This window comes from Bradyrhizobium sp. (assembly GCF_035484855.1).
In the GTDB taxonomy this organism is placed as follows: Bacteria; Pseudomonadota; Alphaproteobacteria; order Rhizobiales; family Xanthobacteraceae; genus Bradyrhizobium.
This window is the reverse complement of record NZ_DATHOP010000154.1, coordinates 112,262-138,731: the sequence shown is the minus strand read 5'-3', so window position 1 is coordinate 138,731 and position 26,470 is coordinate 112,262. Positions and strand designations below refer to the sequence as shown.

The following is a 26,470-nucleotide window of genomic DNA, read 5'->3' as shown; positions in this document are numbered from 1 at the left end:
CCCCATAGGCGTCACGCACGCGATCGATGGAGCGCATCACAAACCCCATCACGCCGCGGCGAGGTCCGTGCTGTGGCCGCAGCAAGACCCCGCAGAGCGCCGGAGACAGCGTGAGCGCGTTGATCGCCGAGAGAAACATCGCGACGGCCACGGTGACCGCAAACTGCCGGAACAGTTCTCCGGAAATACCGGGGATGAACGCCACCGGCACAAATACCGAGAGCAGAACCAGCGTGATCGCGATAATGGGGGCGGTGATCTCCCGCATCGCCAGCTTGGTTGCCTCACCGGGGGAAAGCTCGGGATGCTCCTCCATCACCCGTTCGACGTTCTCGACGACCACGATGGCATCGTCGACGACGATGCCGATGGCCAGCACGATCGCCAGAAGTGAGACCGTATTGGCGGAATAGCCGACCGCCTTGAGCACGATGAAGGTGCCGACCAGGCTGACCGGCACCGCAAACATCGGGATTAAGGTCGCCCGAATGCTGCCCAGGAACAGAAAGACCACGATGACAACGAGCACGAACGCCTCAAGCAGCGTCTTCTGAACCTCGTGGATGGTATCGGTGACGAAGGTTGTCGGATCGTAGGTGACCTTCCAGGCGAGATCGTCGGGGAAGCGCTTTTCCAGCTCGGTAAAGCGTTCTCGCACGGCCTTGAGGGTGGCGATGGCATTGGCGCCCGGCGATTGGAAGACAGCCACCACCGCAGCAGGGCCGCCGTTGAACCGGGTATCTCGGTCCAGGTTGGCGGCGCCCAGTTCCAGCCTCGCGACATCGCCGAGGCGCAGCACGGACCCATCCGGATTGGTGCGAACAACGATGTTGGCGAACTCCTCGGGCGACTCCAGGCGCCCCTTGGTCTGAATGTTGAGCTGCAGCTGCTGATCGTCTGAAATCGGCCTCGCCCCGATCCGCCCGACCGCGCCCTGAATGTTCTGCGACTGGATCGCATTGATGATATCGCCGGTCGTCAGGTTGAGCCCGGTCAGCCTGTCGGTCCGGACCCAGGCCCGCATCGCGTAGTCCTGCGGGCCCCACAAATAAGCGTCGCCGACGCCCGGAGTGTTCTTGACGGGGTCGAGCAGGTTGATGGTGACGTAGTTGGAGATGAACAGGGGGTCGTGCGTATGTTTCGGCGAGTAGACGGCGATCACGCCGAGCAGCGCCGAAGACTTCTTCTTGACCGTGACGCCTTGCTTCTGGACATCCTGCGGCAGCTTGGACAGAGCGACCTGGACGCGGTTGTTGACGTTGACGGCATTGATGTCGGGGTCGGTGCCGAGCTCGAACGAGCAGGTCAGCGTATAGGTGCCGTCATCACCGCTGACGCTCTTCATGTAGATCATCTTGTCGACGCCCACGACTTGCGCCTCGATCAGTTGGGCGACAGTCGCATCGACAACGGCGGCGCTGGCTCCCGGATAGAACGTCGTGACCGAGACCTGGGGTGGAACGATATCGGGATATTGCGCAATCGGGATCGAAAACAGCGCCAGGAAGCCGGCGATGGTCGTCACGATGGCAATCACGATCGCAAGACGCGGCCGGTCGACGAAGATGGCGGAGAGCATCGGACTAGCTCCTTTTCAGCGTCGTCAGCGGGCTGGCCTTGACCGGTGCTCCAGGGCGCACACCCTGTAATCCTTCGACGATGACCTGCTCACTGCCGGACAGGCCTTCCTGGACGACGACATCCGTTCCGCTCTCTCCTCCGGGTTTGATCCGCTTCACGACGGCTTTGCCGTCCTCGACCACGAAGACATAGGTGCCTTCCTGATCGGCGATCAGGGCGGATTGCGGGACGACGACCATCTCCTGAGGCGTGCCGCCTTCGAGGGTCACGCGGACGAGCTGGCCGTCGATCAGTCCGCCAGACGGATTAGGGAAAGTGGCGCGCACCAGCACGGTATCGGTGGCGCGATCCACCGTCACGTCGACAAAATTGAGCCGGCCGTTTTGGTCGTAGGTCCTGCCGTCGGCAAAGCGAAGCTTGGCCTTGATCGCATTGAAGTCGATCTGATAACCAACCGCCTGCGCCTGCAGAAGCTCGCGCTGGCTTACGGGAAACGTCACATACATCGGATCCTGGCTCACGACGACGGTGAGGGGGCCGCTCTCGGGGCCAACGACATTGCCCTTGGTGATGTTGGTGCGGCCGATCCGTCCGGAAACCGGCGCGACGATGTCGGTATAGCCAAGATTGATTTTGGCGGTCTGCAGGTTCGCGTCGTCGCTGAGAACTTGACCTTTTGCCTGCTCGTCCGCGGCAAACGCCTGATCCCGCGCGACTTGCGTGCCTGCGCCCTTTGCCAGCAGATCCTCCGCCCGCCCGAGCTGCGCCTCGGTGAGCACTTTCGAGGCCTTGCTGCGTACCAAGGCGCCCTCCGCCTGCTCCTCCGCCGCCTGGAACAACCCCTTCTCGATGCGATAGAGCGGGTCGCCTTGCTTGATCGGGTCGCCCTCCTTGAACAGCACGGCCTCCAGGAAACCCTGGACGCGCGCCCGTATCTCGACGCGATTGACCGCTTCGATGCGCCCGACAAAATCGAGCGTTTTATCGATGGACCTGCGCTCAGCCTTGACGACACCGACCGGAACGGTCGCTGCTGGGGTCTGCTGCGCATCTGCCGGGGCCACAAGTCCGCAAACCAAAAATACCGTGCAGATTGTGACTCGCATTGCAGCCTCCCGTACTATTCCCGCTCGCTCGATTCGATCGCGATCCCGTGTCTGAATATAATTAGAGCTAGTTACGTGGCGTCGGCGACCTGGAATTTCTTCTTGCCGTCGGGATTGGCGACGATCGGTGTCGTCGTCGCATAAGCTTGGAATGGTGCCCAATCGACTGGATCACAGCATCGACCACGCCATCCGCGCTGTGACCAAGCACCGCCAATTTTCTCAGGCTTGCCAGTGCAACCTCAAGTCTATCGACAAAATAGCTCATGGTAAACTCATGCTGGGGGCTTGACTAAAGGACAGCGTCGCTTACTGGGCAGGGCTCCGATCATCTTCGCTGCCTTGAGGCCGGGGGACCTTCAGACCAGGCGATCGGCAGCAAAATTGATTGCATCGTCGGTCACCGACCAACCGTCTCGAGCACCGGCACGCGCTGAGCAAGCAGGCTACGGATCAGAAAGGCAACACACGCCACCAGCAGTGACGGGGGGAGAGGCAATGCGATGGGGCCATTTGCGAACATCACTCTGCCGTGACGTCTAGTCGATGATCGATGCCACGACCAGGTTCTTCACCAATACTCGAAGCACTTGACCGATATAGCCGGGCGCGGCCGCCATGAAGACCACGACAAGGTCCTCCTGCGGATCGACCCAAAAGTAAGTGCCAAATGCGCCTCCCCAGCTGAAATCCCCGGTGCTGCCAGCCAGTAAGGCGCGGCCGGCCTGGCTGCGCACACTGAGGCCAAGACCGAAGCCGTAACCCTCCGCAAGCGTCGCGGATGTCGTGCGTCCCCGCACACCCGAACCTAGCTGATCACTTGTCATGAGTTCCACGGTTTTGCGCGACAGAATGCGTCGACCCCGGAGCGTGCCCTGGTTTAGCAGCATCTGGGCAAAGCGCAGGTAATCCATCGTCGTCGAGACGGCGCACCCTCCACCACATTCAAATTTCATCGGCTCGCTGGCGAGGTGCAACGCGCTTTGCGGATTTTCAGTGAAGGGATCGTTAGGAAAGGCCAGCGCATAACGTGGCCTTTTTGCGCTGGGGATGTTGAAGCTCGTATCGACCATGCCCAGCGGCTGCCAAAGGCGTTCCTGCATGAATTCACCAAGTGACTTCCCGGTGATCGCTTCGATGACAAGGCCCAGCACATCGACCGAGACTCCGTAGTCCCAGACAGTACCGGGTTGATCGAGCAGCGGCGCCCTGCTGAGCAGTTCGATGAACTCAGGCCCGGTATAGGTAAGGGACGAGAACGACGACGAGACCGGCCACGACTTATGTGCCTCCGTGGTCCCGCTGCTGCCATAGGTAAAGCCGGAAGTGTGCCGTAGGAGATCCTGAATGTTCGGCTGCCGCTTAGCAGGCACGGTTTCCATGGTCTTCCCGCCCGCGCTGTCGGTTTTGATCGTGGCAACCTGCATGTCGGCTAGCGCCGGCAAGTATTTGCCTACGGGATCGGAAAGAAAGAGCTTGCCCTCATCATGGAGTATCATGATGGCAACCGAAACCATCGGCTTGGTCATTGACGCGATCGAGAAGATCGCGTCTGGCGGCATGAGTATCTTCGCTTCAGGGTCGCGGAAGCCCAGAGCTTTGTAATATGCGAGTTGGCCTTTGCGTGCGACGGCAATCACGGCACCGGGGATGCGGTGGCGATCCACCTCGTTTTGCAGGGTGGCGGAGAGGTGTTGAAGCCGCTCCGACGACAGCCCGACTGTCTCCGGCGCGCAGGTTGGAAAGGGTTCCGCGAGGACGGGCCCTGAAAGCAAGACGGCCGTGAGTGCTAGTGGTAGCGCGCGCATATCCATGTTGGCATCCCGTGAAGCGCTCGTTGGGGCACAATGATTGCTCCGGCGTCAACTTATCGCGGAGCTCCTTGGTCAGCGCGCGCGGAATCCGTGAGAAAGAAGGCGGCGCCGTTAATTCCGACCACGCTTGCCGCGGTCGCCATCTTGAGAAAATGACGGCGGCCCAAGCAATTGCAGTCAAGAGAACGTTCAGACCACTCACTCATGTGTAATCCTCCCTTCAATCTTGCGTTTTCTGGTCGAAGTGGGTGGATAATGCCTGTCGCGATGTATCAGCGGACTGAGCCAGGGTTAGCGCAACCTGACCGTCACGCCACTCATGGCTATCGAAAATTCGACTCCTACTCTCGTCCCGGCGAGTTCGAGAACCACGCCCTTTATGTTTCGAAGTCGTACACTGCCGCCTCCAGCCACCACTGCTACCCCGGCCCCGATCGCGCTGTAGGTCCCCTCGATGTCATTCGGAGTTCGTATTTGATACGCATGCCCTCTCAAATGGGCCGTCGACAAACCGATGGTCGCACCAAAACTCATGCCACCGATTACCAGCGGATAGCTGTGGCCGTGCAAAATCAACGTGCCACGGCCGCCGCCGAAGCCGACGATAAAACCTCCCTTGCTAACGACAGCACTGACGATACCGGTATCGGCTCGCGATGGTGTCGACACGACTCCAATCGCGAGCAACGCCAAAAAAACCGTCTGGATAGTTGTTGGCGCAAGCCGGCTTGCCGAAATCCTCATTTGCGCCTCGAGAGTTAACGGCCTTGGGCAGCCCATCACAATCCTCCCGTATCGGTCCTTCTGAAGCTTGGTCGCCACGCAGCATTTGTTCCGCTTTATAGCAGCACGTTTTTCAACCTTGCAGCACCCGACCTAGCAGGTTGCTTTTGCTTTTCCGCGCACGGCAACAACTGGAATGATTCCCTTGCCCTTGACTTCGAGCTCGCCCAGCGCCTCTCCTTCGAAGCGATCTTTGATCCGCGCCCACGTGTCGCCGGTCACCGCTACGCTGCCTGGCATCGCCTTACCGGCCATGCGTGCGGCAATATTGACGGTGTCACCCCAAATGTCGAACTGGTAACGCTCCTGTCCAACAATGCCGGCGACGACCGGACCAACATGGACCCCAACGCGCACTTCCCAGCCAAGTTGCGCGTCAATCGATGTAGCAGCCATCTGAAGCCCGCAAAGCACCGCTGATTCGAGCGGCGCCTCCGCCTTTCTGAGCAATCCCGCCGCCGCCATGAATGCATCGCCGATGGTCTTTATCTTTTCCAGGTCGTGGGCGGCAGCTACCCGCTCGAACGCAATGAACAGCGCATCTAGTCGAGACACCACCTCTTCGGGTTCGTGCTTGTCGCAATACGAAGTAAAATTGACGACGTCGCAGAATAGCACCGCGACATTGTCGTAGCGGCGCGGGATGACCGTGCCGATGTTGCGGATTTCCTCGGCGGCCGCGTCAGGCAACAGGCAATGCAGTAGTTCATCAGCCTGTTTTTGAGCCTCGCGCGCCGTTTGCAACGCGGCCTGCAGAGCGAGATGGGTCTTGACGCGAGCAAGGATGATAGGAGCCGAGAAGGGTTTGTGGACGTAATCGACCGCTCCGACATCAAAGCCCTGCCTTTCATCCTCGTCTTCTGTCTTGGCCGTGAGAAAGATGACCGGAATGCCGCTGGTCGCTGGATTTGCCTTCAGGCGCCGACACACTTCGTAGCCGTCCATGCCAGGCATCGTGATATCCAGGAGTATGAGGTCGGGCTTATCGGAGGCCGAAGCAAGTACCAGTGCTTTCTCTCCGTTCGTGGCGACCTTCGTCCGGAACAAGTCTTTAAGAACACTGGATATGATCCCGATATTGGTGGGCGTATCGTCGACGATCAGAATCGTTTTGCGGTCCGAGGAAGACATTGGCTCGCTCACTCCAGAGGGAACTTGTGACGCTGTGCGATGCCCGTAAGGCAGTCCAGAGCCGCGATGAATTCGAAATCACTCACAGCCTTTTCCAAGGCATTCAGGTCGGCGTCAGAAAGGATGCCTTCGAGGCGCTCACGCGCTTCCAATAGGTAGTCGAGCGCAGCTCCGTCATCGTCCGCCAGCAACTGTTTGAGATGTTTCAATAGCGTTACGGCTTCCGTCGAATCGGATGTAACAATACGCGGATGGAGGTCTGGGGTATCGGCCACCGCGGAATTGCGGATTGCTTCTATTGTCCGCTCCAACTCGATGGCCAGGCCAGGCAAGCCTGTCTGTAAGGACCGAACATCCCGGCTCCTGAGTGACCTTTCCAACTCCGCGGCGAGTCCGCTTGTCGACTTTGCACCGAGATTTCCGGACACCCCCTTGAGGGTGTGCATGAGGCGTTCGGCCAAGGCGAAATCCTGCCGTTCAACGCCGGCGCGGATTTCAGAAACCGCATCAGCCTGCTGCTCGACGAACTGTCTTAGCAGGGAACAGTAAAGTTTCTTATTGCCGGCCACTCGCTTGAGCCCATCTACGACGTCCAGGCCGGCGATTTCAAGCTGCGGATCTGAAGGCAAGGAATGATTGAGCGTTTTGGCCGGTGCCGGTGCCGGCGACGTCTGTCCCGGTCGGTAGAATTGCATAAGGGTTCGGTACAACACCTCAGGATCAATGGGCTTGGCGATATGACCGCGCATGCCGGCTGCCAGACAGCGATCGCGTTCTTCTGCCATTGCATGTGCAGTCATGGCGACGATCGGGAGATCCACCAAACGAGGGTCGGCGCGGATGCGGGCGGTGGCTTGGTAGCCATCCATCTCTGGCATCTGCAAGTCCATTAGTACCAAGTCGTAAGGGATGCAGTCAGTGGTGGCCAATAGCTTGTCTAAAACCTCTCTTCCGCTATTTGCGACATCGACAGACGCGCCAACGCCCTCGAGCAATTCGACGGCAATCTGTTGGTTGATTGCGTTGTCCTCGGCCAGGAGAATACGTAGTCCATTCAGATCGTAAGCCGTCGCCTCTACGGCTTCGCGAACAGCCGTCATGTGCTCCGGCGCGAAGATTTCGGCGAGCGCGTCGATCAAGGTGGATTGACTGACTGGCTTTATGAGGAAGCCATTGACGCCCGCGAGTTCGGCTTCGCCGCGAACCTCCTCTCTCCCGAAAGCGGTGATAATGATGATGGCGGGTACGCTCTTGAGCGAGGTGTCTACCCGAATCCGCCGGGCGGTTTCTACTCCGTCGAGTCCGGGCATGCGCCAATCCAGCAACAGCACGTCGAACGGGCGGCCCGCATCGGCGCGCTTGACCGCGGCGATGGCTTCTGTGCCTGATGCCGCCTGTTCTATTTCCGCGCCAATGATTTTTAGCTGGTCCTCCAACACCCTCCGGGCTGAGGCATTGTCATCCACGACAAGCACCTTGAGCGATCCGAGTCGCATGGGCGCGACCTTGCGCGCGATCGCTTCCGAGAGGCCGAACCAGCCTGTAAAGCTGAACGTACTTCCGCGGCCCGGCTCACTGACAGCCCAAATGGAGCCACCCATCAGCTCCACCAAGCGCTTCGAGATCGCCAAGCCCAATCCGGTTCCGCCGTATTTCCGCGAAGTCGAAGTATCGGCCTGAGAGAAAGCCTGAAACAATCGGTTCGACTGCTCCTTGGTCATGCCGATGCCGGTATCCTCGACAGAAAACCGCAGCTTGACCTTGTCCCCGGTCCGCTCCAGCAATTCACCGACAAGGCGAATCTCGCCCTTCTCCGTGAACTTCACCGCATTTCCGAGAAGATTGATGAGCACCTGTCCTAAGCGCAACGGGTCGCCAAGAAGAGCGGGCGGCATATCCGATGAGAAATCAAACAGTAGCTCGAGCCCCTTGTCCTGGATTTTTTGCGCGACCATGGTCGAAATGTTGTTCATCACTGAGTCCATCTCGAAGGCGACGTTCTCGATGTTGAGCTTGCCCGCCTCGATTTTGGAGAAATCGAGAATGTCGTTTATGATGGAAAGCAGCGAAGTGCCGGCATTGTGAATCTTTGCGACGTAATCGCGTTGTTTGAGCGTAAGGTCTGTTTTCAGGCAAAGATGCGCCAGGCCAATGATCGCATTCATCGGCGTACGTATCTCATGGCTCATATTGGCGAGGAACTCGGCTTTCGTCCTGGCAGCATCTTCAGCGGCGACCTTGGCTTCCGACAAGGCCGTTTGAATCTTCGTTAGTTCAGTGACGTCCACTATCCAACCAAGCAATCCCTGCTGTCCCTCATATTCCATGGGAATGAGAGTGGAGAGGCAGTCGCGGATTTCGCCATGAGCGCCACGAAATTGAATACTAAAATCGCGGACAATACCCTTGCGATCAAGCTCATCAAGCAGTGCGCTGCGCTGTTCAGGATGAACATATAGATCTGGAACGGAAGATCCCACTCTGAGGGCGAACATTTCCTCGCTTCGCGGGTTGGTAAAGCGGGCGATGTTGTCGGTTGTTATCGTCACCCCTACCGGCGAAGCGTCGAGTATGCGTTGCAGCCTTTCCCGCTCTCGGCCCAGGGCCTCGGAGGATTGCCGCAAGGCAAGTGTTGCCTCATCGACCTTGAGTCCGATCTGTTTGTTTCGCCGAACAAGGGAGCCTATGAACAGAGTGAGTAGAGCTGTCGTTCCCGAGCCCCCGAGGAGTGCTGCGAATGGCACGCCATAGGAAGGGCCGCCGTCAAATTCCCGTGTCGCCGCCCAAGAGATTTCAATATCGGCGCCTGCGCTCGCTACCCTCGTGGTCGATATGCGTTTGAACTCGCGGGCCTTCGGCAGTGTGAAGACGGACGTTACGTCGGGTTGACCGAGAAAGCGTCCCCTCATTCCCAGATGCATCCCCTTCGGAACCGGTCCGGAGAGCATTCCGTTCAACAGCGTATCGTAATTCAAAGTTCCGACGACGATTTCTGCCTCGGTGGTTGCAGAAGCGGCAAGCGCAATCGCTGAAATATTCTGGCCGCGCTCGGATTTGAATGGAGGACTAAGGGTGAATTGGTTCGGCCGCTTAGCTGCCAACGACAAGGTCTGAGTGATATCGGCTCTTGCGACATATCGGCCCGGATAACCGAGTGCGTCGGATGTAATATCTGCCTCCCACCGACCGAGACGGTTAAGTCGAACCAGGCTCGCTTCGTCGAGCAGTACGGTAGTCGATCGAGACTGCATACTTTCAAACGCATTGAGGAATTCGTTTGGTTCGACTGTCTTGGAGTTTTCGACGAGTGCCACCAGTCCCGAAACAGGGGCGTAGCTTTCCTCCAGCCAGGCCAGTAGCGTGTTGGAAAGTCGCTCACTGGTTTGGTCGACACGAGCGTCCCAGTCTCTCTCCGCTTTTTCCAGAAATAGATAGCTAAGAAAAATCGTTGCGGTCATGCCCGCAGCGAACACAAGCGTTGAAAGAATGAGCGGCGACTTCCAGGCGCTGCCCTTCGTCATTTCAAAGATCCGGCCTTGGGGGCGACGCTGAAAATCGGACGAAAGCCGGCTGGAGCAATGCTCGAATTCAGATCGAATTCCGGCAACGACTTAAGATCGACCATCTTGATGGTGACGCCGAGGTGCCGGATCAATTTTTGCTTTTCCAACGCACGGACCGCTTGATCGATCGAGATGCGCGCCAATACGGCTTGGCTGTCGCTCGGAGCCGCCAAAATCGCGTCTCGCTTGATGCCGCGATAGATCCCCGGACCAAAATAGTAAGCGATGACTTTGATTTGTTGTTCCAAATTCCGTTTCTGCAAGACCTGTACGGCGGCTTCAGCGGAAACGGCGGTTCCGGCTATGAAGTCGATATCTGGATGGCTATCCAGCACCGCCTCGACCAGGCGAGTTTGTTCGGTAATGCCGGTATCACCAAATCCTCCGTCCAGGATGGTCAGTGCGGATTCATTCAGTGCCGCTCGAAACCCCATATCACCCGCCGCAACCCACGCAGCCCCGGCGGGTCCTGGAAACCATGCAACTTTGGCCGCCTTGGACGTGTCCGGCTGAAGCTTCGCAAGGTATTTTCCCGCGGCCATTCCCATATCGTAGAAATCGGCCGCTACCCTTGCTGTAATCTTGTCCGAGCTGACGCCGTTGATGAGATCGATTACGGGTATGCCTTTGTCGCTGTAATCGGCAATAACGCTGTTCAATCCATCGGCCGAGATTGCTCCCACAATCAGCGCCTGCGCATTATCTTTCACCATGCACTCGGCGATCTGGCTTTGTTGTGTCGCGAGATTCTCGTAGCCCCCGGCCTCATAGAGACTAAGGGTGACCCCCAACCGCTTTGCTTCGCTAACCAAGCCGAAATTGACTGCCAACCAATAATCGTCTTTGAGATGCGGGATCGAAGCGCATATTCGCCACGGTCGGCTCGCCGGCTCCGGCGGCATGTATTGCTGTACCGCGTGCTGATGCTCAGTGTTAAAGGGCGGTGACCAGACGTCGACCGCTACCGGATACCATTCGTCCTCGGCCGCCACTGCGGAGAATGTCAGCAGCCCGCCAACGATCGCTAACGAAAATAGACTCACCAAGCCCGTTGCCACACGCATGCTTAGGCTCCTCGATCACTAAATCGCAGGCCACGAGAGATTGTATATCTGCCAATCACGGAAGTCGATGCAGGCTTTGGCTGCCTTGATCTTCACACGGCTAATTCGGCGTTAATCAAGCGATTGCGTATTGTTGCATCTGCGGCATCGGCAACGGCAAACCGTGCGGCCTCAGCCCCAGGGCGCAGAAATGCCATGCCGATCAGGCCTCCAATCAGGCTGACGACGCCGCAGATCAGGAAGCCTCGATGGAAGCCTTCGGAAGGCGTGGCTCCGCTCTCAATGATTCGGCCCATTACGTATGGCGCCAGCAGCCCCGCCGACGTCGCCACCGCAGTGACGATCGTCAACATGGCACCGCGCTGTGAAACCGGCGTGAACTCGCTGACGATTGCGGGACTGAGAACATAGATCACCGATGGAACCGATATCCCGAACACCAGAAATGCCAAGTTGAGCACGGGCGTTTCGATAAGCGGCATGACGATCAAGGCAAGTCCACCTAACGCGACCGCGCCGCCGCCAATCAAACTGCGAGCGACGACGCTCGAATAGCTACGCGCGAGCAACTTCTGCGAAAGCCAGCCAGCGCCGATAACGACAAGAACATTGCATGCCCATGGCAGCGTGCTGAGCCACCCGGTCTGTTGTTGGGTATATCCGAGACCTTTGATCAAATAGTGCGGCAGCCATGCAATCATCAGCGATAGACCCCAATAGGCGCCAAAGCCCGATGCGCATGCCGCCAGCACGGTGCGATTAAGCAAAAGGCGCCGGTAAGGAATCCGTCCATACGACTGTCTGTCCGCCGGCGTTGGCGTTTCAAGGAGGGGACCTTCGCGTCCGAATGCCAGCCATCCCAGCGCCCAGACCAAGCCGATCAACCCGAGCGTCGCGAAAGCCCAATGCCAGGAATAACGCACAATGAGATAATTGAGCGCGGGCAGCGCCAGCACCACCCCGATGCTCGCGCCCTGGGAGATGAGCGCGGTAGGCAAGGTACGAAGTTCATTGGGGAACCACTTGTAAGCCGAGTGCAGTGCCACGGGATAGGCCGGTCCTTCGCCGGCGCCCAGCAGCACGCGGCAGGCAATCAGCGTCGTGAAACCCACCGAGCCGGCCATGGGAAATTGGGTAACCGCCCAAATCAACCCCATGGCGAGGAGCGCCCAGCGGGTCTGAACGCGATTGACGACGAAGCCCGTGACCACCCCGGACACCGCATACAGAAAGAAGAAACTTGAACCGACGAGACCGAACTGACTCGGCGTCAAATCCAGGTCCTTCATGATCGGCGCCGCCGCAAGGCCAATCACTGCCTTGTCAGCAAAATTAATCAGCATGAACAGAAACAGGAGAAGGACGATCACCCAGGCGTACTTTGACGTTTTCTGCGTGCTCATGTGTTTGCTCCCACTTCGTTATTGCTGACGTTTTCCAAGCAGCGAGGTCCGCATTATGGCTGCGCGGTGCAGCCGCACCCGATCAGGCCGGGATACGTACGGGGAGAGACCTGTATCCATGGACGAAGCTCGAATAGACGCGTTCGGGCCGGCCGACGACCTCGATGGTGGGATAACGCTTCAAAGCCTCCTCCCACAGGATCTTCAATTGTAGTTCCGCGAGCCTGTTGCCGACGCAGCGGTGAATTCCGAAGCCAAACGACAGATGCTGCCGGGCGCGTGGACGATCGATCATGAACTTGTTGGGGTTGTCGATGACCTCGTCGTCGCGATTTCCAGAAATGTACCACATCACGACCTTGGCTCCCTTCTTGATCAGCTTGCCTCCGATCTCCGCGTCGGCGAGAGCCGTGCGCCGCATGTGCGCAAGCGGCGTCTGATAGCGGATGATTTCCGATACCATGTTGGTGATGAGGCCGGGGTCGTCGCGCAGTTTCTGGTACTGATCCGGGTTCTCGTTCAGAAACAGCAAGCCGCCGGTAATGGAATTTCGGGTGGTGTCGTTGCCGCCCACGATCAGGAGAATCAGATTCCCCAGAAACTCCTTCGGCCCCATGTTTCTGGTCGCGGGCGAGTGCGCCAACATTGAAATGAGATCGCTGCCGGGCTCCGCATTGACCCGCTCGTTCCAAAGGCAGGTGAAATAGTCCAGGCAGTTCTTCAATTCGGCCAGGCGGGCCTCTTCGGTGTCGAACATTCCCCCAGGACCAATGGGAGCCGTGGCCGCGTCGGACCAGTAGGTAAGCAAGCGCCGGTCTTGCTGCGGGAAATCGAACAGCGTCGCCAACATCTGAGTGGTCAGCTCGATGGACACCCGGTCCACCCAGTCGAAGGTCTCGTTCACGGGCAGCGAATCGAGAATGGCGCAGGCTCTGCTGCGAATGAGGTGTTCCAGCCGGGCCAGGTTGCCGGGCGCAACGATCGGGTTCACCGTCTTGCGCTGCTCGTCATGTTTCGGCGGATCCATCGAAATGAAATTGGGTGTGCGAAATTCTTCGGGGCGGTCGAGGATCGATATGCCGCCTTCCGAAGAAAAGACGGCGTGATTGGTGTCGACCTGCATGATGTCCTTGTATTTGGTAATCGACCAATACGGTCCAAACGCGCTCTTCCCGCAATAATGGACGGGATCCTCACGGCGCAATCGCGCGAAATACGGCCAGAAGTTACCGTCCTGAAAAAGTTGCGGATCGCCGACATCGATCTGATCAAGCGGGATATCGTCTGCATGGACTTTGGCAGCTTGAATGGTTTGCGTGCTCATGCGGATTTCTCCAAATGTCTGCTGATATCGGGGACCAATTCCAGGATCGCGGTCGATAGGCTCGCGGTCAGTGCTGAGCCTCAGGCAATCTCACGACGAGACCGTCCAACTGATCGTCCATCTTGATTTGGCAGGCCAGACGCGAGTTAGGTTGTGCGAGCGCGGCGAAGTCGAGCAGTGCCGCCTCCTGCGATCCCTGAGGTCCGACCTTCTCGAGCCAGCGGGGATCGACATACACGTGACAGGTCGCGCAAGCGCATGCGCCGCCGCAATCAGCGTCAATACCGACGATGCTGTTGTCGATTGCGCCCTGCATTACCGAAAACCCGGATTGCAGCTCAATCTCGCGTTCAGTTCCGGTGTATTCGACATAGGTGATCTTCGGCATATCCGCTGGTTCCTCTGATTGATTGCGACGTCACACCGCGCTGTTTCATCCACGAGAGAAGGGCGCGTGGTACTTTGCTTGGTCTTCCTCAACGCAGGCCTGTTCGCGCGTCTTGCTTCTGAAACACCGGCGTTATTCACGTCCACGTCACACCGCCGTCCACGATTAGCGTCGAACCCACGATGTAGTTGCCGGCGCGGCTCGCGAGATAGATCGCAGCGCCGGTCATGTCTTCGATCGTGCCGATTCGCCGTGACGGGATCCTCTCGGCCGTGGCATCGCCGTGGTCGCGCGCTTCCCGATTCATTTCAGACGGAAACGCTCCCGGCGCGATGGCGCTGACGGCGATGTTGTCCCGAATCAAGCGCAGGGCCATCCGTTTGGTCAGATGTATGAGGCCGGACTTGCTGGCAGCGTAGGAGTAGGTCTCTTGCCGGTTCACAGAGACGCCGTCGATCGAAGCAATGTTGATGACTTTGGAGGGCCGGGCGGGCGTGGCGTTGGTCTTCAGTGCCGAATGTAACGCCTGTGTCAGGAAGAATGGCGTCTTGACATTCAGATCCATGACCTTGTCCCAGCCACTCTCGGGGAATTCGTCGAACTCGGCGCCCCATGCCGCGCCCGCATTGTTGACGAGGATGTCGAGCGTTCTTTCGTGCGCCAGGTAAGATTCCGCCATCTTCCTTGCTCCCTCGGCACCGGAAGCATCTAGCGGCAACGCCACACAGGTTCCGTAGGCCGAGAGTTCACGCGCCGTCTCCTCACAAGGGCCTGCCTTGCGAGCGCTGATGTATACTTTCACGCCGCTTCGGACGAAGCCTTCTGCAATCATCTTGCCGATGCCCCGGCTGCCGCCGGTGACGAGTGCAGTTCTTCCGCGAATACTGAACAGTTCGTCGACCTTCATGCTCTCTCTCCCTGATCGCCACGCAGACTCAATGCCGCGGGCAATCTATTGTCGGATTCCCGGCGTGTGACTTCGCCAAGAGCATTCTTCAGGCGGTCTTGAGCGTTTTTCGTCGACGCCTGCGCTGCGTTGTTCGTCTATCCGGTGCGAGCGCCGGCATTGCCACCGCTCGCGGTCCGAAACAGATCGCTCAGCCGCGAAAAAATGGCTTGTCACCACAGACGGTCACCCGATGGCCATAGCGTCGCTCCGGGAAGTAATCCCACAGCGCATGATGCTGTGCGCTGCGGTTGTCCCAGAAGGCAATCGAGCCCCGCTGCCACTTGAATCGGCACATGAACTCCGGCGTCTCGACGTGCCGGTACAACATCTCGAGCAGCGCGGCGCTCTCCTGCTTCTTCAACTGCGGAATGTGAGTGGTGAATCCACGGTTGACGTAAAGCGCCTTCCGTCCGGTTACGGGATGAGTACGGATGACCGGATGTTCCGATCTCGGGAATTCCATGTCAGCGCGATCGGTCGCATTACGACGGTAGGGATGCGCCTTGTTGCTGTCATGGATCGCCGTGCAACCCTCAAGCAAATGCCGGATCGGTTCCGACAGGGCATTGTAGGCGGCGTACATATTCGCGAACATGGTGTCGCCGCCGCCGCTTGCAGGGGTCTCGTGCATATAGAGGATCGAACCCATCGGCGGCTCCTCGTCGCAGGACACGTCGGAGTGCCATTCCTCTCCGGCGACCCGTTTCGACTTTTCGTTGGCCTTGATCACCAGGATTTCGGGATGGCCTTCGATCAGTTGCGGTGCGTTGGGGTGCACATGCAGCTTGCCGAACCGGCGACCGAAATCCTTGTGTTGCTCCGGCGTCAGCTTTTGGTCACGAAAGAAGATCACGAGGTTCTCCATGAGGGCATCGTGGACCTCCTGGAATTGCTGGTTGCCTAGCTGCCCGCCGAGATCGACGCCGAAAATCTCCGCGCCGATTGTCGGGGTCACCTTTCGCACTTCGATTGACTGATATGCCATCGCATTTCCTCCATATCGACGCTGGCCTGTTCGCGCGTCTTCACTGTGTTTGCCTGAAGAGAAGGAAATGGGCTTGCTGAATTTGAAGGAATTCCGTATTACGGAACGCACGAGGAGGGGAATTTCGGCATGGGCGCGAACAAGCCGGTCGAACCAGTGGTGCGAGCACTGAAGTTGCTCGAGGCGCTTAATCGCAAATCGGCCAGCAGCCTCGGCGATTTGCGCGCTGCTACAGATTTGCCGAAACCGACGCTGATCCGACTCCTGGACACGTTGATCGCTGCGGGATATAGCGCCCGCATCTCAAGCGAGGCCGGCTACCGGATCACCGAGCATGTGTTGGCGCTCTCGATCGGCCTTCGCTTCATCGATCGCATCGTCGACGCGGCTATGCCGGCGATGAGCCAATTTACCCGGGAACACGATTGGCCAATCGGACTCGCCAAGGTCCGGGATGGTGTTGTGACGCTTCTGCACAGCACCGCGCCACAAAGTCCGCTTTCGTTCGAGCGGGCTGGATACAATCGCACCTATCCGCTCATACCCAGTGCGCTCGGACAGGCTTACCTGGCGTTCTGTACCGGCGAAGAACGGCGACGCTTGATACAAGAGCTGCTCCCGGATGCGCAGCTCGGCGTTTTGGGTATGCGCGATGCCCGAGCGATCGAGGCGCATCTCGCCGAGGTTCGCCGCCGTGGCTATGCGGTGACGCTATCGCCGCGCCCATACAAGGTGCTTGGGCTTGCGGTTCCAGTGAAGCAAGGCCGCCAGGTGCTTGCCTGTCTCGTGATGCGTTTTCCTCGATCAGTCATGACGCATGAACAGGCGGCCGGTCGCTACCTCGGATCGCTCAACGCAACCGCGCGCACCATTGTGACGGCGCTCGCCGCGCAGGACAGTGCGAATTGATCGCCAAGCTGCGCGATGCGAATACTGTGAGCACGTTCGTCACATGCCAGCCGGTGGGGGCGAAGAACCTTGGCTACCAAAATCGAGGCATAGCATCCGTCACTGGTTCAAGATCGCAATGTCCTTGGCCGGCCTGCGACCTGGCAGCGAACTCAGGAAGGCGTGGATGTCGGCAGTGGGACGCAGCCCTGCTCAGCAGCTCCATTGAAATCCGTCGACCACGAAATGCTGGCCGGTCATGTACATGTGCGCGTCGACGGCGAGATAGCGCACGATGCTGGCGATGTCCTCGGGGGTGCCGACCCGGCCCAGCGCAATTCCGGCGGTCAGCTGGGCCTCCCGCTCGCCGAGCAGACCGCGCAACAGGTCGGTCGCGATCACGCCGGGGCAGATCGCATTGACCGACACTTTCGGCCCGAGTTCCTTTGCGAGCGAGCGCGTCAGGCCCAGGATTCCGGCCTTGGCCGCCGCATAGGCGTGCTTGCTGACGGCGCTGGTGACGCCGCCCGACAGCGCATTGATCGATGAGATCGAGATGATCCGCCCGCCCGTATCCTGTTTCAGCATGATCGGGGCTGCGGCATGAATGAAGTTGAAGCAGCTCTTGAGGTTCACCGCGATCGTGCGGTCAAACTCCGCCTCGCTGATCTGAAGGATCGGTTTCGGGTTCGGCGCGCCGGCATTGTTCAGGAGCACGTCGAGCTGTCCCCATTTCGCGTCGACCTGTTCGACGATCGCATGGGCGTGGGCGAAATCGCTCACATCGGCCTGGAAGCTGAGCGTGCGCCTGCCGCGCGCCTCGATGTCGCGCGCGGTAGCTTGCATCTCCTTCTCCAGGAGATCGACGAGGGCGATGTCGAAGCCGGAATCGGCAAGCGCCAGCGCACAGGCGCGGCCGATACCGCGCGCGCCGCCGGTGACGAGGGCCGTCTTTGTCATGTGCCATGCTCGCGGGCGTAGCGGACCACGTCGGCATGGGTTGCGCACCAGACGTCGCCCTTGGCCTTGGCCAGGCGAATGAGCTCCTCGATGATCCAGAGCCGCGAGCGATAGCCGATGATGTGCGGATGGCAGGTGAGCTGGAAGATGCCACCCTCCTCATAGGCCGCCTCGAACTCGCGCCTGAACACATCGAACACATCCGAAGGCGGCGTGTAGGGACGCAGGCCCTGAAAGCGATGCATCATGAAATAGACCGCATCGTCGCGGATCCATTCCACCGGAAATTCGATCACGCCGGTCGGCTCGCCGTCGAGCACCAGCTCATAGCAATCGACATCGGCCATCAGCGAGGAATCGTAGAGCAGGCCGGCTTCGCTAGTGATGCGCAGCGTGTGCGGCGAGAAATCCCAGGAGGCGGTGCGCGCGCCGACCGGCCGCACCCTGGTCGTCTTCTCCAGCACGTCGGCCGCGCGCGTCATCAAATCCTTCTCGGCCTCATAGGGAAGCACCGAATTCAGCTCGTGGATCCATGAATGGATGCCGATCTCGTGCCCTTCGGCGATGATACGCCGCTGCTCGTCCGGATAGAGCAGCGCACACACGGCCGGCACATAGAAGGTCGCCGGCACCGAGTGTTTCGCAAGCAGTTTCAGGATGTTCGGGACGCCGACACGATTGCCATACTGTCCCCACGCCATGCGCCCGATCGACTTGCCGCCGTCGCGCAGCTCATTGGTCTCATGGTCGGAATCGAACGACAGCGCAAACGCGCATCGCGCGCCGCCCTTCCAGGTCTTGGGCCGATAGGTCCTGCCGGCGCGGACCTGGTTGACCAGCCCGCGCCAGTGCTTTTCCGGCCATTGCCAGGGCTCGAGCTTTGACGTCTCGTTCATGATGATCCTCCCGAATGATGTGTTACAGCGGGCCGCCGGTGACGGGTATGGTCTGCCCCGTGATCCACGAGGCGTAGTCGGAGGCGAGATACGTCACCGCATTGGCGATGTCCTGCGGCCCGCCCATGCGCCGCATCGCAATCATGTTGACGAAATTGTCGCGGAAGGCGCCCGGCCAGTTGTTCCACTGCCGCTCATAATCGGGGCTGGTCGCCATGAAGCCGGGCGCGACCGTATTCACGGTGATGCCGAACGGCCCAAGCTCCTGGGCAAGCTGTTTGACCAGACCGATTTGTCCATGCTTGGCGGCGGGATAGCTCTGGATGCCGGTGAGGCTTGTGGCAAGGCCGGCGCGGCTCGAAATGGTGACGATGCGCCCCGTGCCTTTTGCCTTCATCCCGGGCGCGACAGCCTTGATGAACAGGAACGCGCCCTTGAGGTTGACATCGACGATGGCGTCGAAATCGTCCGCGCTCACCTCTTCCAGCGGCCGGGGCCTTTGGCCGCGCACGCCGCCCGCGACATAGACAAGGATATCGACGCCGCCGGCCGTGCGCACGACCTCGGCAATGGAGGCCTCATTGGTGACGTCGACCTCTGCGGCGATGATCTCGCCGCCGCCATCGACGCGGCCGGCAAGGGCCAAGAGATCATCGACCAGCAGGTCGCAGGCGATGACGCGCGCGCCGTCATTTGCCAGCGATCGCGCGATGGCCTGGCCGATGCCGCGCGCGGCTCCGGCCACGACCGCGGTGCGTCCGTCGAACCGGATCAGCATGGACTACTCGTTCGGTTACTCAGCGCAGCTTTGTCCCGGCGGTTTCCTTCAGGCTCCAGATCACGGCCAGCGAAATCACCGCCGCAGGCAGCAGATAGAGATAGGTCGGCGACACCGGCGATCCCGTGACCTGGATCAGCCAGGTCGCGATGAACGGCGCGAACCCGCCAAAGATGGCGACCGCGAGCGCGTAGCCGCTCGTCATCCAGGTGGAGCGCAGATGCGTCGGAAAGATCTCCGAGATCGCCGCGGGTCCCGCGCCCGAATAGAGCGCAAGCAAAATGCCGAACAGGATCTGGAGCGGCATCACTAGGGCGAGCCCGGCGCCGTTGGTCATCAGCGAGAACAGCGGATAGGCGAGCAGTCCGATGCTGATCGCGCTCGCCATCAGGAGCGGCTTGCGGCCGACCCTGTCCGACAGCGCGCCCCAGAATGGAACCGCGATCACCATGGCGATCAGGCCGACCGTGTTCGACCACAGCGCCTGGGAGGGCGTGAGCCCGGCAAAGCGCTGGGTGAAGGTCGGCATCCAGGCGAGCAGCGTGTAATAGGCGATGGTCCAGAAGATGGTGAAGCCGAAGGCGAGCGCCCCGAGCGGAAGCCCGGCGACAACGGGCTGATCGACGGCGGCCTGGCGGCTGGCTTCGTAAGTCGGCGTCTCCTCGACGTTCTGGCGCAGATAGGCGCCGACGAACAGCAACAATACGCCGAGCAGGAACGGCACGCGCCAGCCCCAGTCGAGCATCGCCGCCTGACTCAGCGACGAGGTCATGATCGCGGCAACGGCCGAGCCGAGCAGCGAGCCGCCGGCGGTCGAGACCTGCTGGAAGCTGCCGAACAAGCCGCGACGGCCTTGCGGCGCCCATTCGACCATGAAGGCGGTCGAGGTACCCCATTCGCCGCCGGCCGCGAGCCCCTGCACGAGCCGCATGATGACGAGCAGGATCGGCGCCCAGACGCCGATCGCCTCATAGGACGGCAACAGGCCGAGGCCGACAGTGCCGAACGCCATCAGGAAGATGGTGAGCACCAGCGCCGTCTTGCGACCCTTGGTATCGCCGAGGCGGCCAATCACGATGCCGCCGAGCGGCCGCGCCAGGAAGCCGACGCCATAGGCCGCAAAGGCGGCGAGCAGCGAGGCGGTCGGATCGCTGTTCGGGAAGAACTTTGCGGCGATCAGCCCGGCGAGATAGGCATAGACGCCGAAATCGTACCATTCGAGAAGGTTACCGATGGCTGCGGCCCAGATCGCCTTGCGGGAGTTGTCCACCAGATGCGCGCTCGGCGCGGCCAGAACAGAAGCTTCCGCCATTGGATCACCCCCATGTCCATTTTTACCGCGATATTCCACATGACAATCCGGGCGGAGTCGAGGGGCAAGGCGTGCGCCATGGCGGCTCTGCGGCGATGGCTGACGGTTCCCCGCAGCATGGCTCTCGGTTATTGGCTCTCGGTTATGGCTCTTGGGCGCAGCGCAGGCGGTGTTTCTCCCAAGGCGGTTGATCCAGCGCACACTTACCTTTGGTTCGAGCTGCCACGCCGACCTTCAATTCAGATTCATAACATTGAATTTAGTTGAGGTAACAAACGGGTCACCCATCTCCAATGCATGATGCGAAGACGCAATCTGCGATCTTTCCGCTAACGAAAATGGAGATGACGATGCGAAGAAAAATCCTCACCGCGCTTGTTGTTTCGCTGATTGCCGCGTTAACCGCGCAAGCGGCGGCTGCTTCGGAACACCACTACACGCGAACGAAGAGCCGCGCGGCGGCAACCGAGCAATTTCGAAACAGCAATGCCTACGCCGCACCCGCCGATATTGCAGTGCAGCCGAACTGGTCAAACTACTCGGAAGGCGCGATGACGTCGGGACTCGCCGGTCACTGATCCGCGATATGGCGGCTCAACAGAGCGCGGCGAGGTAGCGTGTCCGCTGTCGCCAGACCCCAGGAGGAACCAAGAAGATCATGCGTGCGATACGGTTCAAGACCTTCGGCGATCCCTCCGTCCTCGAATTGGCGGAGGTAGCGGCGCCAGCCGTCAGCGAGACCACGGCCTTGGTGCGGGTCATGGCGGCCTCCATCAATCCGAGCGACGTCAAGAATGTCGCCGGAGCCATGAAGCAGACGAGGCTGCCGCGCATTCCCGGTCGTGATTTCGCCGGTGTGGTCGAGCAAGGGCCGGCTGAGTGGATCGGGCGCGCGGTCTGGGGCACCGGCGGAGATACCGGCTTCACCCGCGACGGCACCCATGCGGAGAAGATCGTTGTGCCGGTGGCCAGTCTGCGCCGGAAGCCCGATAGCCTCAGTTTCGATCAGGCCGCGTCGGTCGGGGTCAACTATATGGCCGCCTGGTGCGGCCTCGAAACGGCAGGACTCAGGGCCGGTGAGACCGTTCTCCTGATTGGCGCCGGCGGAGGCGTCGGCGGGGCCGCCGCGCAGATCGCCCGACGGCTTGGCGCCCGCGTGATCGCCGCCGACCGGCGCGCGCCGCATCCGGACGCGCCGATCCTCGGCATTGCCGAGAAGCTGATCCTCGGCGCAAAGGATCTGCCGGCCGAAGTCCGTGCGGCGACCGGCGGCAAGGGTGCCGATGTCGTCTTCGATCTCGTCGGCGGCGTCATGTTTCGCGACGCCGTCAACTGTCTGGCCCTTCACGGCCGGTTGGTGGAGATCGCCGCGACCGGCCAGCGCGAGGCAAGCTTCGACCTTCCCGATTTCTATCATAACGAGAGCCGGCTCTACGGCGTGGATACGCTGAAGCGTGACCTCGTGGCCTCGGCCGAAGTGCTGGAGGTGCTGACGCCGGGGTTTGTCGCGGGCGACTACCACGCGGCGCCGATCATGGAGACCTGCGGCCTTGCCGAGGCGCAGCGAGCCTATCGCGAGGTCGCGGCCGGCTCCAAGGGCCGGGTCGTGTTGCGGCCGCAGCAATAGGAGGCGGCGATGATCGGATATCTCGTGTCTCTATTCATGGGGCTGGCCGTCGGCGCGGCCTATGGCCTGGTCCAGGTCCGCTCTCCGGCACCGCCAATGATCGCCCTCGTCGGCCTGTTCGGCATGGTGCTGGGGCAGCAGGCGATCGACACAGCAAAGCGCCATTTCGTGCTGCAGGCTCAGACCTACATCCGGCACGATGTCAGCGGCGTCGCTGCTCGTGGCGGGCAGAATAAGTTGGAGCTTCGTGAATGAATTCCCGAGCCCATCGTCATCCCGTCTTCTTGTAGTCTTACGGATTTCTAGCGAGCCTCTCCAGGCTCGCTTTATGGCAAATTTCCGAAGTGCTGTCCGGCCAACCGTCTTGAACGGCGGCGCCTCGACGGCCCGATTCTTTTCAGCGGTAGAAAGTTGCGCAGCGCGTTCGACGCGATCTGTGATAGCTTGGCACGATCATGAAGTTCCTCGTTGCGATCGCCATTCTGCTGATGTCTCCAGCCGCGCTGGCCTGTGACCTGTCGCTGGTCAGCCCGGCCAGGTCGGTTCTCAAAAATCCCGTTCAGGTCAAGGCTGCGCTCGCGGACGATATCCTGACCGCCAGCTATTCGGTGACCTCACCGTCGCTGAATGCCGGGAAGGTGCTTGGCCCGGGGCAATACCCTTACATGTTCGACGTCGTGGAATTGTTCGTGACGTTTTCCGAAGCCGGCTTTCCCTATTTCGAATTCGAAGTATCGCCGTACAACCAGACCTTCCAGGTCAAGATTCCCGGCGGCGGCCAGCCCCGTCAGGAGGGCGTCGATTTGGGTCTGGGGTCGACCGCAGCCGTTCGGCAGGGTGGTTGGACCGCGGAGTTGAAGATTCCCCTGAAACCAATGGGGTGGGATGGTGATCCAAAAAAAATCCGAGGAAATTTCTACTCCATTCTTGGGCGAGGCTCGACACGCAGTTACTGGAGCACCTTTCTGCCCAAAGCCAAAACAGCCAACTTTCATCAGCCGCAGTTTTTTCAACCCTTGCTGCAATGTGAATAGGTGCGGAGGAAAGATGAAGCGACGCGATTTTCTCAAGGTCACGGGCGGCCTGTCGGCACACGCGATCGTCGGTGGCTCGCTGCTGTCGATTCGAAGGGCGGAGGCCGACACCGCCTTGCCGATCGCGGCGCTGCAGGCGGCACTCGATCCGAAGAAGGACCTGTTGCTGGTTCGCGCGAGCGCCGATTTTGCCAAGTACAACAGGTCGTTCAACAAGCGAACCCAGCTCGCGCCGCGCGTACGCGTGGTGGCCGGAAGCGCCAAGGCCGTCGGCAGCACCATGCTGTGGGCCGCGAATAACGGGCTGAGCTTTGCGGTTCGATCGGGTGGGCACTCCTTCGAAGGATTTTCGCAGTCGCCGGATCTTGTGATCGATGTTCGCGGCATGACCACGATCAAGCTCTCGGTGGACAAGGCGTCGGTGTCGGTCGGCTCCGGTTCGTCGCTGGGATCGGTCTACAAGGCGCTGTGGCCGAGCCATCTGGCGATGCCGGCGGGCAGTTGTTTTCCGGTAGGCGTCGCGGGCCATTCGCTGGGGGGCGGTTTTGGACTACTGGGGCGCCTGTTCGGGCTTGCCTGTGACAGCGTGCTGTCAATGGAGGTGGTCGATGCGTCGGGAAAGATTCTCAACGCGAGCGAACAGGAAAATCCCGATCTGTTCTGGGCGCTGCGCGGCGGCGGCAATGGAAATTTCGGCGTCGTTACCAATTTCAATTTTCGCACCAGTGCCGTCAACATGGTCGCGCGGTTCGGGACTACCTGGAGCAAGCCGGTCGCGCAGGCGGCCAAAATCATGCAGGCGTGGCAGCAATGGCTTCCGGATTTGCCGCCTGACATCACCGGCACGCTTCATTTGACCAAGGACAAGGGCGGGCTGATCAACGTGCATTTCGCAGGGCTCTCGGTGCAATCCGAGAGCAAGCTGATCGCCGAGTTGAAGCGGCTGGAGAAGGTGGCGGGATCCGCCGACTTGTTCCGGACCACCACGCAGTCTTTCCAGGCGGCGGCCACCGTCTTCAATGGCAACGAGCCTGCCGACGACTCTGTTCTCATGAAGGGAAAATCCGACTACGTCACCACCCCCCTGACCGACCAGGGGATCATAACGCTGCTCGCCGGCATTCAGAAGGCGCCGGAAGTGATCGCGGTGCTGTGCGACACCTATGGAGGCGCCATCAACAAAATTGCTTCCGACGCAACCGCCTTCGTGCACCGCGCGAACACCCTATATTCGATCCAGTATTACATGGAGTGGCAAAGTCCGGGCGCCTCCGATGCCAACATCGCGATGATGCGGACCTTGTATGCGTCGATGCGGCCGTACGTGTCGGGCGGCGCCTATGTGAACTACTGCGATCTCGATCTCGGCAACGGTTTTGCGCGGGCGTACTGGGGCGACAATCTTCCGAGGCTGATGAAGATCAAGGCCGCGGTCGATCCGAAGAATGTCTTCAGGCATGCGCAGAGCGTGCCGTTGAGCTAGGACGTCGGTAGCTGAATCCAGAGGGCGGCAATTGAGGGAAGACGATAGATGTCTGTGTCGGTTCGTATTTCGGACTCAAGCCGAAGGTCGTGACATGTCCGCTTCGTGTCAACAACGGACCAGGACACCCTCAGCACCTTGATTCTCTCTGACGCCCGTAGCATTCTACGGGGTGGGATGCTCTCCTGGAACAGACGGACCAAATGGATCGTGGGACTGGCCGCAATCGCGGCCTATTTTGCGCTGGCCGAGTGGTCGGCGCGGTCTTTCGTCGACCTGACGCCGAAAGGCGAGGTTGTTATCCAGTTATTTCGACCTTTCGAGGTGCACGGGAACGTGGCGTTCAGCAATCATGCCGGAACCGATAGGCTGCTGGCCTTTGCGGATGATGAAGAGGCTGGGGACGCCGGCTCATCGCCGGTCGTGATCTATGAGAACAACAAGGCGCTTGGCCCGGCGCACAGCTCCTACGCCGATATCCGCGACCAGGGGATGGGCCGCTTTTCCTTTTGGCGGCGTTTTGGTTTGGTATTCACGGCGAGCGACAACAGTGACCCCAATACCAATGGGCGCTACTACTGGGCCGTGCTGCCGAATCCCTCCGTCGACATGCCGCCGAGGGGCAAGGTTGTCATCCGGCTGGTTCCGCCGTTTGAGATGCACGGGAATGTGGCCGTCAGCAATTCATACGCGGCCAACAAGCTGCGGGACTTTGCCGATGATGAAAATGTCAGGTTCGACAGTCGATCGCCGGTCGTGATTTACGAGAACAACGTGCGGCTCGGGCCGGCGCATAATACCTACGAAATTATCCGCGACTACGGCACGGGCCGCTTTACCTTCTGGCGGAGCTCCGGTTTTGTGTTCACGGCGAGCGACAACAGCGATCCCAATACCAATGGGCGCAGCTACTGGGCCGTGTTGCCGCAATAGCAATCACTCGGCGGCTCTCGTCGCAATTGAAGCACCGCGGTCGCGATGATTGCGCATTTCATCGCGTGCTCCCCCGGCAACGCAAATGACCTGCCGCATCGACCGTCAACGCAAAGCCGGCGCAGCGCCGCACGTCGATGCGGCTCTTGATCATGAGATTGTTGCGATCGGTGCACCACCCGGTGACCGTCGGCCCCAGATAGGCGGTCTGCGGGCAGCGCGCATCGAGTGCGCGGTTGGCGGGAACGTCGCCGAGGTTTTGGGCTGAAGCCGGCGCGGCTGCGGCGGCGAGCGCTGCGCCGAGCAGGGCGGCAGTCGCGATCATGGCGCATTTCATGGCATCCTCCATCGTTTTCCGGATATCGGCTCGCCTTGTTGGTGTGCGGCAACGCGGTGCGGGTTTGAGGTGTTACGGTTTTGTAACGTCCGTCGCGTCCGAGGGCGCCTCAGCAGGTCCGCTTCCGGTCA

Annotated in this window: 24 protein-coding genes; 7 read left to right on the top strand and 17 right to left on the bottom strand. The window is 60.1% G+C overall.

Annotation, left to right across the window (positions count from 1 at the left end):
• The 12 genes from VK804_RS17575 to VK804_RS17520 form a co-directional block, all read right to left on the bottom strand.
• The coding region (locus tag VK804_RS17575; protein WP_325372494.1) for an efflux RND transporter permease subunit at positions 1 to 1,579 on the bottom strand (1,579 nt) is incomplete at its 3' end.
• A gap of 4 nt (positions 1,580 to 1,583) precedes the next feature.
• Complete coding sequence (locus VK804_RS17570) at positions 1,584 to 2,687, bottom strand: efflux RND transporter periplasmic adaptor subunit (protein ID WP_325372514.1); 1,104 nt, start codon at positions 2,685 to 2,687, stop codon at positions 1,584 to 1,586.
• 539 nt (positions 2,688 to 3,226) lie between these two features.
• Positions 3,227 to 4,501, bottom strand: a complete 1,275-nt coding sequence (locus VK804_RS17565; RefSeq protein ID WP_325372492.1) for a serine hydrolase domain-containing protein — start codon at positions 4,499 to 4,501, stop codon at positions 3,227 to 3,229.
• Positions 4,502 to 4,792: 291 nt separating this feature from the next.
• Positions 4,793 to 5,245 carry a hypothetical protein gene (locus tag VK804_RS17560; RefSeq protein ID WP_325372490.1) on the bottom strand — a complete coding sequence of 151 codons (453 nt, stop codon included), beginning with the start codon at positions 5,243 to 5,245 and terminating at the stop codon, positions 4,793 to 4,795.
• 132 nt (positions 5,246 to 5,377) lie between these two features.
• Positions 5,378 to 6,415: an adenylate/guanylate cyclase domain-containing protein gene (locus VK804_RS17555; RefSeq protein WP_325372488.1), complete on the bottom strand. Its 1,038-nt coding sequence runs from the start codon at positions 6,413 to 6,415 to the stop codon at positions 5,378 to 5,380.
• An 8-nt stretch (positions 6,416 to 6,423) separates the two neighbouring features.
• Complete coding sequence (locus VK804_RS17550; RefSeq protein ID WP_325372486.1) at positions 6,424 to 9,936, bottom strand: response regulator; 3,513 nt, start codon at positions 9,934 to 9,936, stop codon at positions 6,424 to 6,426.
• The gene (gene torT / locus VK804_RS17545; protein WP_325372484.1) at positions 9,933 to 11,042 is read right to left on the bottom strand and encodes a TMAO reductase system periplasmic protein TorT; all 1,110 of its coding nucleotides are present in this window, start codon (positions 11,040 to 11,042) and stop codon (positions 9,933 to 9,935) included. The genes VK804_RS17550 and torT overlap by 4 nt, the downstream gene beginning before the upstream one ends.
• Before the next feature lie 92 nt (positions 11,043 to 11,134).
• Positions 11,135 to 12,445: an MFS transporter gene (locus tag VK804_RS17540; protein WP_325372482.1), complete on the bottom strand. Its 1,311-nt coding sequence runs from the start codon at positions 12,443 to 12,445 to the stop codon at positions 11,135 to 11,137.
• 82 nt (positions 12,446 to 12,527) lie between these two features.
• Positions 12,528 to 13,769, bottom strand: a complete 1,242-nt coding sequence (locus VK804_RS17535; RefSeq protein ID WP_325372480.1) for a cytochrome P450 — start codon at positions 13,767 to 13,769, stop codon at positions 12,528 to 12,530.
• A gap of 67 nt (positions 13,770 to 13,836) precedes the next feature.
• The gene (locus VK804_RS17530; RefSeq protein WP_325372478.1) at positions 13,837 to 14,157 is read right to left on the bottom strand and encodes a 2Fe-2S iron-sulfur cluster-binding protein; all 321 of its coding nucleotides are present in this window, start codon (positions 14,155 to 14,157) and stop codon (positions 13,837 to 13,839) included.
• Positions 14,158 to 14,293: 136 nt separating this feature from the next.
• Positions 14,294 to 15,064, bottom strand: a complete 771-nt coding sequence (locus VK804_RS17525; protein ID WP_325372476.1) for an SDR family oxidoreductase — start codon at positions 15,062 to 15,064, stop codon at positions 14,294 to 14,296.
• A gap of 190 nt (positions 15,065 to 15,254) precedes the next feature.
• The gene (locus tag VK804_RS17520; RefSeq protein ID WP_325372474.1) at positions 15,255 to 16,202 is read right to left on the bottom strand and encodes a TauD/TfdA dioxygenase family protein; all 948 of its coding nucleotides are present in this window, start codon (positions 16,200 to 16,202) and stop codon (positions 15,255 to 15,257) included.
• Positions 16,203 to 16,220: 18 nt separating this feature from the next.
• Between VK804_RS17520 and VK804_RS17515 the strand changes: the two genes are divergently transcribed.
• Positions 16,221 to 17,000, top strand: coding sequence for an IclR family transcriptional regulator domain-containing protein (locus VK804_RS17515; protein ID WP_325372472.1), 780 nt, complete (start codon positions 16,221 to 16,223; stop codon positions 16,998 to 17,000).
• Positions 17,001 to 17,192: 192 nt separating this feature from the next.
• Here VK804_RS17515 and VK804_RS17510 read toward each other — a convergent pair whose 3' ends face one another.
• The 4 genes from VK804_RS17510 to VK804_RS17495 are packed head-to-tail and all read right to left on the bottom strand — an operon-like array spanning position 17,193 to position 20,925.
• Entirely contained in the window at positions 17,193 to 17,939 is a 747-nt protein-coding gene (locus VK804_RS17510) for an SDR family NAD(P)-dependent oxidoreductase (protein WP_325372470.1), read from the bottom strand.
• A complete protein-coding gene (locus VK804_RS17505) occupies positions 17,936 to 18,835 on the bottom strand; it encodes a polysaccharide deacetylase (protein ID WP_325372469.1) in 900 nt (299 codons plus the stop codon). Before VK804_RS17505 ends, VK804_RS17510 begins: the two co-directional genes overlap by 4 nt.
• Before the next feature lie 22 nt (positions 18,836 to 18,857).
• Positions 18,858 to 19,613, bottom strand: coding sequence for an SDR family NAD(P)-dependent oxidoreductase (locus VK804_RS17500; RefSeq protein ID WP_325372467.1), 756 nt, complete (start codon positions 19,611 to 19,613; stop codon positions 18,858 to 18,860).
• Positions 19,614 to 19,632: 19 nt separating this feature from the next.
• On the bottom strand, positions 19,633 to 20,925 hold the full coding sequence (locus VK804_RS17495; protein WP_325372465.1) for an MFS transporter: 1,293 nt from the start codon (positions 20,923 to 20,925) through the stop codon (positions 19,633 to 19,635).
• A gap of 350 nt (positions 20,926 to 21,275) precedes the next feature.
• On the opposite strand from VK804_RS17495, the gene VK804_RS17490 reads away from it, so the two are divergent.
• The 6 genes from VK804_RS17490 to VK804_RS17465 all read left to right on the top strand — a co-directional run bounded on the left by VK804_RS17490 (position 21,276) and on the right by VK804_RS17465 (position 26,002).
• Complete coding sequence (locus VK804_RS17490) at positions 21,276 to 21,503, top strand: hypothetical protein (protein ID WP_325372463.1); 228 nt, start codon at positions 21,276 to 21,278, stop codon at positions 21,501 to 21,503.
• A gap of 80 nt (positions 21,504 to 21,583) precedes the next feature.
• Complete coding sequence (locus VK804_RS17485) at positions 21,584 to 22,552, top strand: zinc-binding alcohol dehydrogenase family protein (RefSeq protein WP_325372461.1); 969 nt, start codon at positions 21,584 to 21,586, stop codon at positions 22,550 to 22,552.
• Between the two features lie 9 nt (positions 22,553 to 22,561).
• On the top strand, positions 22,562 to 22,807 hold the full coding sequence (locus VK804_RS17480) for a DUF1427 family protein (protein ID WP_325372460.1): 246 nt from the start codon (positions 22,562 to 22,564) through the stop codon (positions 22,805 to 22,807).
• A gap of 200 nt (positions 22,808 to 23,007) precedes the next feature.
• A complete protein-coding gene (locus VK804_RS17475) occupies positions 23,008 to 23,586 on the top strand; it encodes a carbohydrate-binding family 9-like protein (RefSeq protein ID WP_325372458.1) in 579 nt (192 codons plus the stop codon).
• A gap of 13 nt (positions 23,587 to 23,599) precedes the next feature.
• A complete protein-coding gene (locus VK804_RS17470) occupies positions 23,600 to 25,069 on the top strand; it encodes an FAD-dependent oxidoreductase (RefSeq protein ID WP_325372456.1) in 1,470 nt (489 codons plus the stop codon).
• 210 nt (positions 25,070 to 25,279) lie between these two features.
• Positions 25,280 to 26,002, top strand: coding sequence for a hypothetical protein (locus VK804_RS17465; protein ID WP_325372454.1), 723 nt, complete (start codon positions 25,280 to 25,282; stop codon positions 26,000 to 26,002).
• A gap of 58 nt (positions 26,003 to 26,060) precedes the next feature.
• Here the strand turns inward: VK804_RS17465 and VK804_RS17460 are convergent, their stop codons facing one another.
• On the bottom strand, positions 26,061 to 26,327 hold the full coding sequence (locus VK804_RS17460) for a hypothetical protein (protein WP_325372452.1): 267 nt from the start codon (positions 26,325 to 26,327) through the stop codon (positions 26,061 to 26,063).
• Between the last annotated feature and the right edge of the window lie 143 nt (positions 26,328 to 26,470).

Coding starts and splice junctions, on each gene's coding strand:
- VK804_RS17510 (WP_325372470.1), bottom strand. CDS start 17,939: ATGACAAAGACGGCCCTCGTCACCGGCGGCGCGCGCGGTATCGGCCGC.
- VK804_RS17540 (WP_325372482.1), bottom strand. CDS start 12,445: ATGAGCACGCAGAAAACGTCAAAGTACGCCTGGGTGATCGTCCTTCTC.
- VK804_RS17505 (WP_325372469.1), bottom strand. CDS start 18,835: ATGAACGAGACGTCAAAGCTCGAGCCCTGGCAATGGCCGGAAAAGCAC.
- torT (WP_325372484.1), bottom strand. CDS start 11,042: ATGCGTGTGGCAACGGGCTTGGTGAGTCTATTTTCGTTAGCGATCGTT.
- VK804_RS17550 (WP_325372486.1), bottom strand. CDS start 9,936: ATGACGAAGGGCAGCGCCTGGAAGTCGCCGCTCATTCTTTCAACGCTT.
- VK804_RS17475 (WP_325372458.1), top strand. CDS start 23,008: ATGAAGTTCCTCGTTGCGATCGCCATTCTGCTGATGTCTCCAGCCGCG.
- VK804_RS17555 (WP_325372488.1), bottom strand. CDS start 6,415: ATGTCTTCCTCGGACCGCAAAACGATTCTGATCGTCGACGATACGCCC.
- VK804_RS17490 (WP_325372463.1), top strand. CDS start 21,276: ATGCGAAGAAAAATCCTCACCGCGCTTGTTGTTTCGCTGATTGCCGCG.
- VK804_RS17565 (WP_325372492.1), bottom strand. CDS start 4,501: ATGGATATGCGCGCGCTACCACTAGCACTCACGGCCGTCTTGCTTTCA.
- VK804_RS17470 (WP_325372456.1), top strand. CDS start 23,600: ATGAAGCGACGCGATTTTCTCAAGGTCACGGGCGGCCTGTCGGCACAC.
- VK804_RS17525 (WP_325372476.1), bottom strand. CDS start 15,064: ATGAAGGTCGACGAACTGTTCAGTATTCGCGGAAGAACTGCACTCGTC.
- VK804_RS17560 (WP_325372490.1), bottom strand. CDS start 5,245: ATGAGGATTTCGGCAAGCCGGCTTGCGCCAACAACTATCCAGACGGTT.
- VK804_RS17480 (WP_325372460.1), top strand. CDS start 22,562: ATGATCGGATATCTCGTGTCTCTATTCATGGGGCTGGCCGTCGGCGCG.
- VK804_RS17570 (WP_325372514.1), bottom strand. CDS start 2,687: ATGCGAGTCACAATCTGCACGGTATTTTTGGTTTGCGGACTTGTGGCC.
- VK804_RS17535 (WP_325372480.1), bottom strand. CDS start 13,769: ATGAGCACGCAAACCATTCAAGCTGCCAAAGTCCATGCAGACGATATC.
- VK804_RS17500 (WP_325372467.1), bottom strand. CDS start 19,613: ATGCTGATCCGGTTCGACGGACGCACCGCGGTCGTGGCCGGAGCCGCG.
- VK804_RS17495 (WP_325372465.1), bottom strand. CDS start 20,925: ATGGCGGAAGCTTCTGTTCTGGCCGCGCCGAGCGCGCATCTGGTGGAC.
- VK804_RS17485 (WP_325372461.1), top strand. CDS start 21,584: ATGCGTGCGATACGGTTCAAGACCTTCGGCGATCCCTCCGTCCTCGAA.
- VK804_RS17460 (WP_325372452.1), bottom strand. CDS start 26,327: ATGATCGCGACTGCCGCCCTGCTCGGCGCAGCGCTCGCCGCCGCAGCC.
- VK804_RS17515 (WP_325372472.1), top strand. CDS start 16,221: ATGGGCGCGAACAAGCCGGTCGAACCAGTGGTGCGAGCACTGAAGTTG.
- VK804_RS17530 (WP_325372478.1), bottom strand. CDS start 14,157: ATGCCGAAGATCACCTATGTCGAATACACCGGAACTGAACGCGAGATT.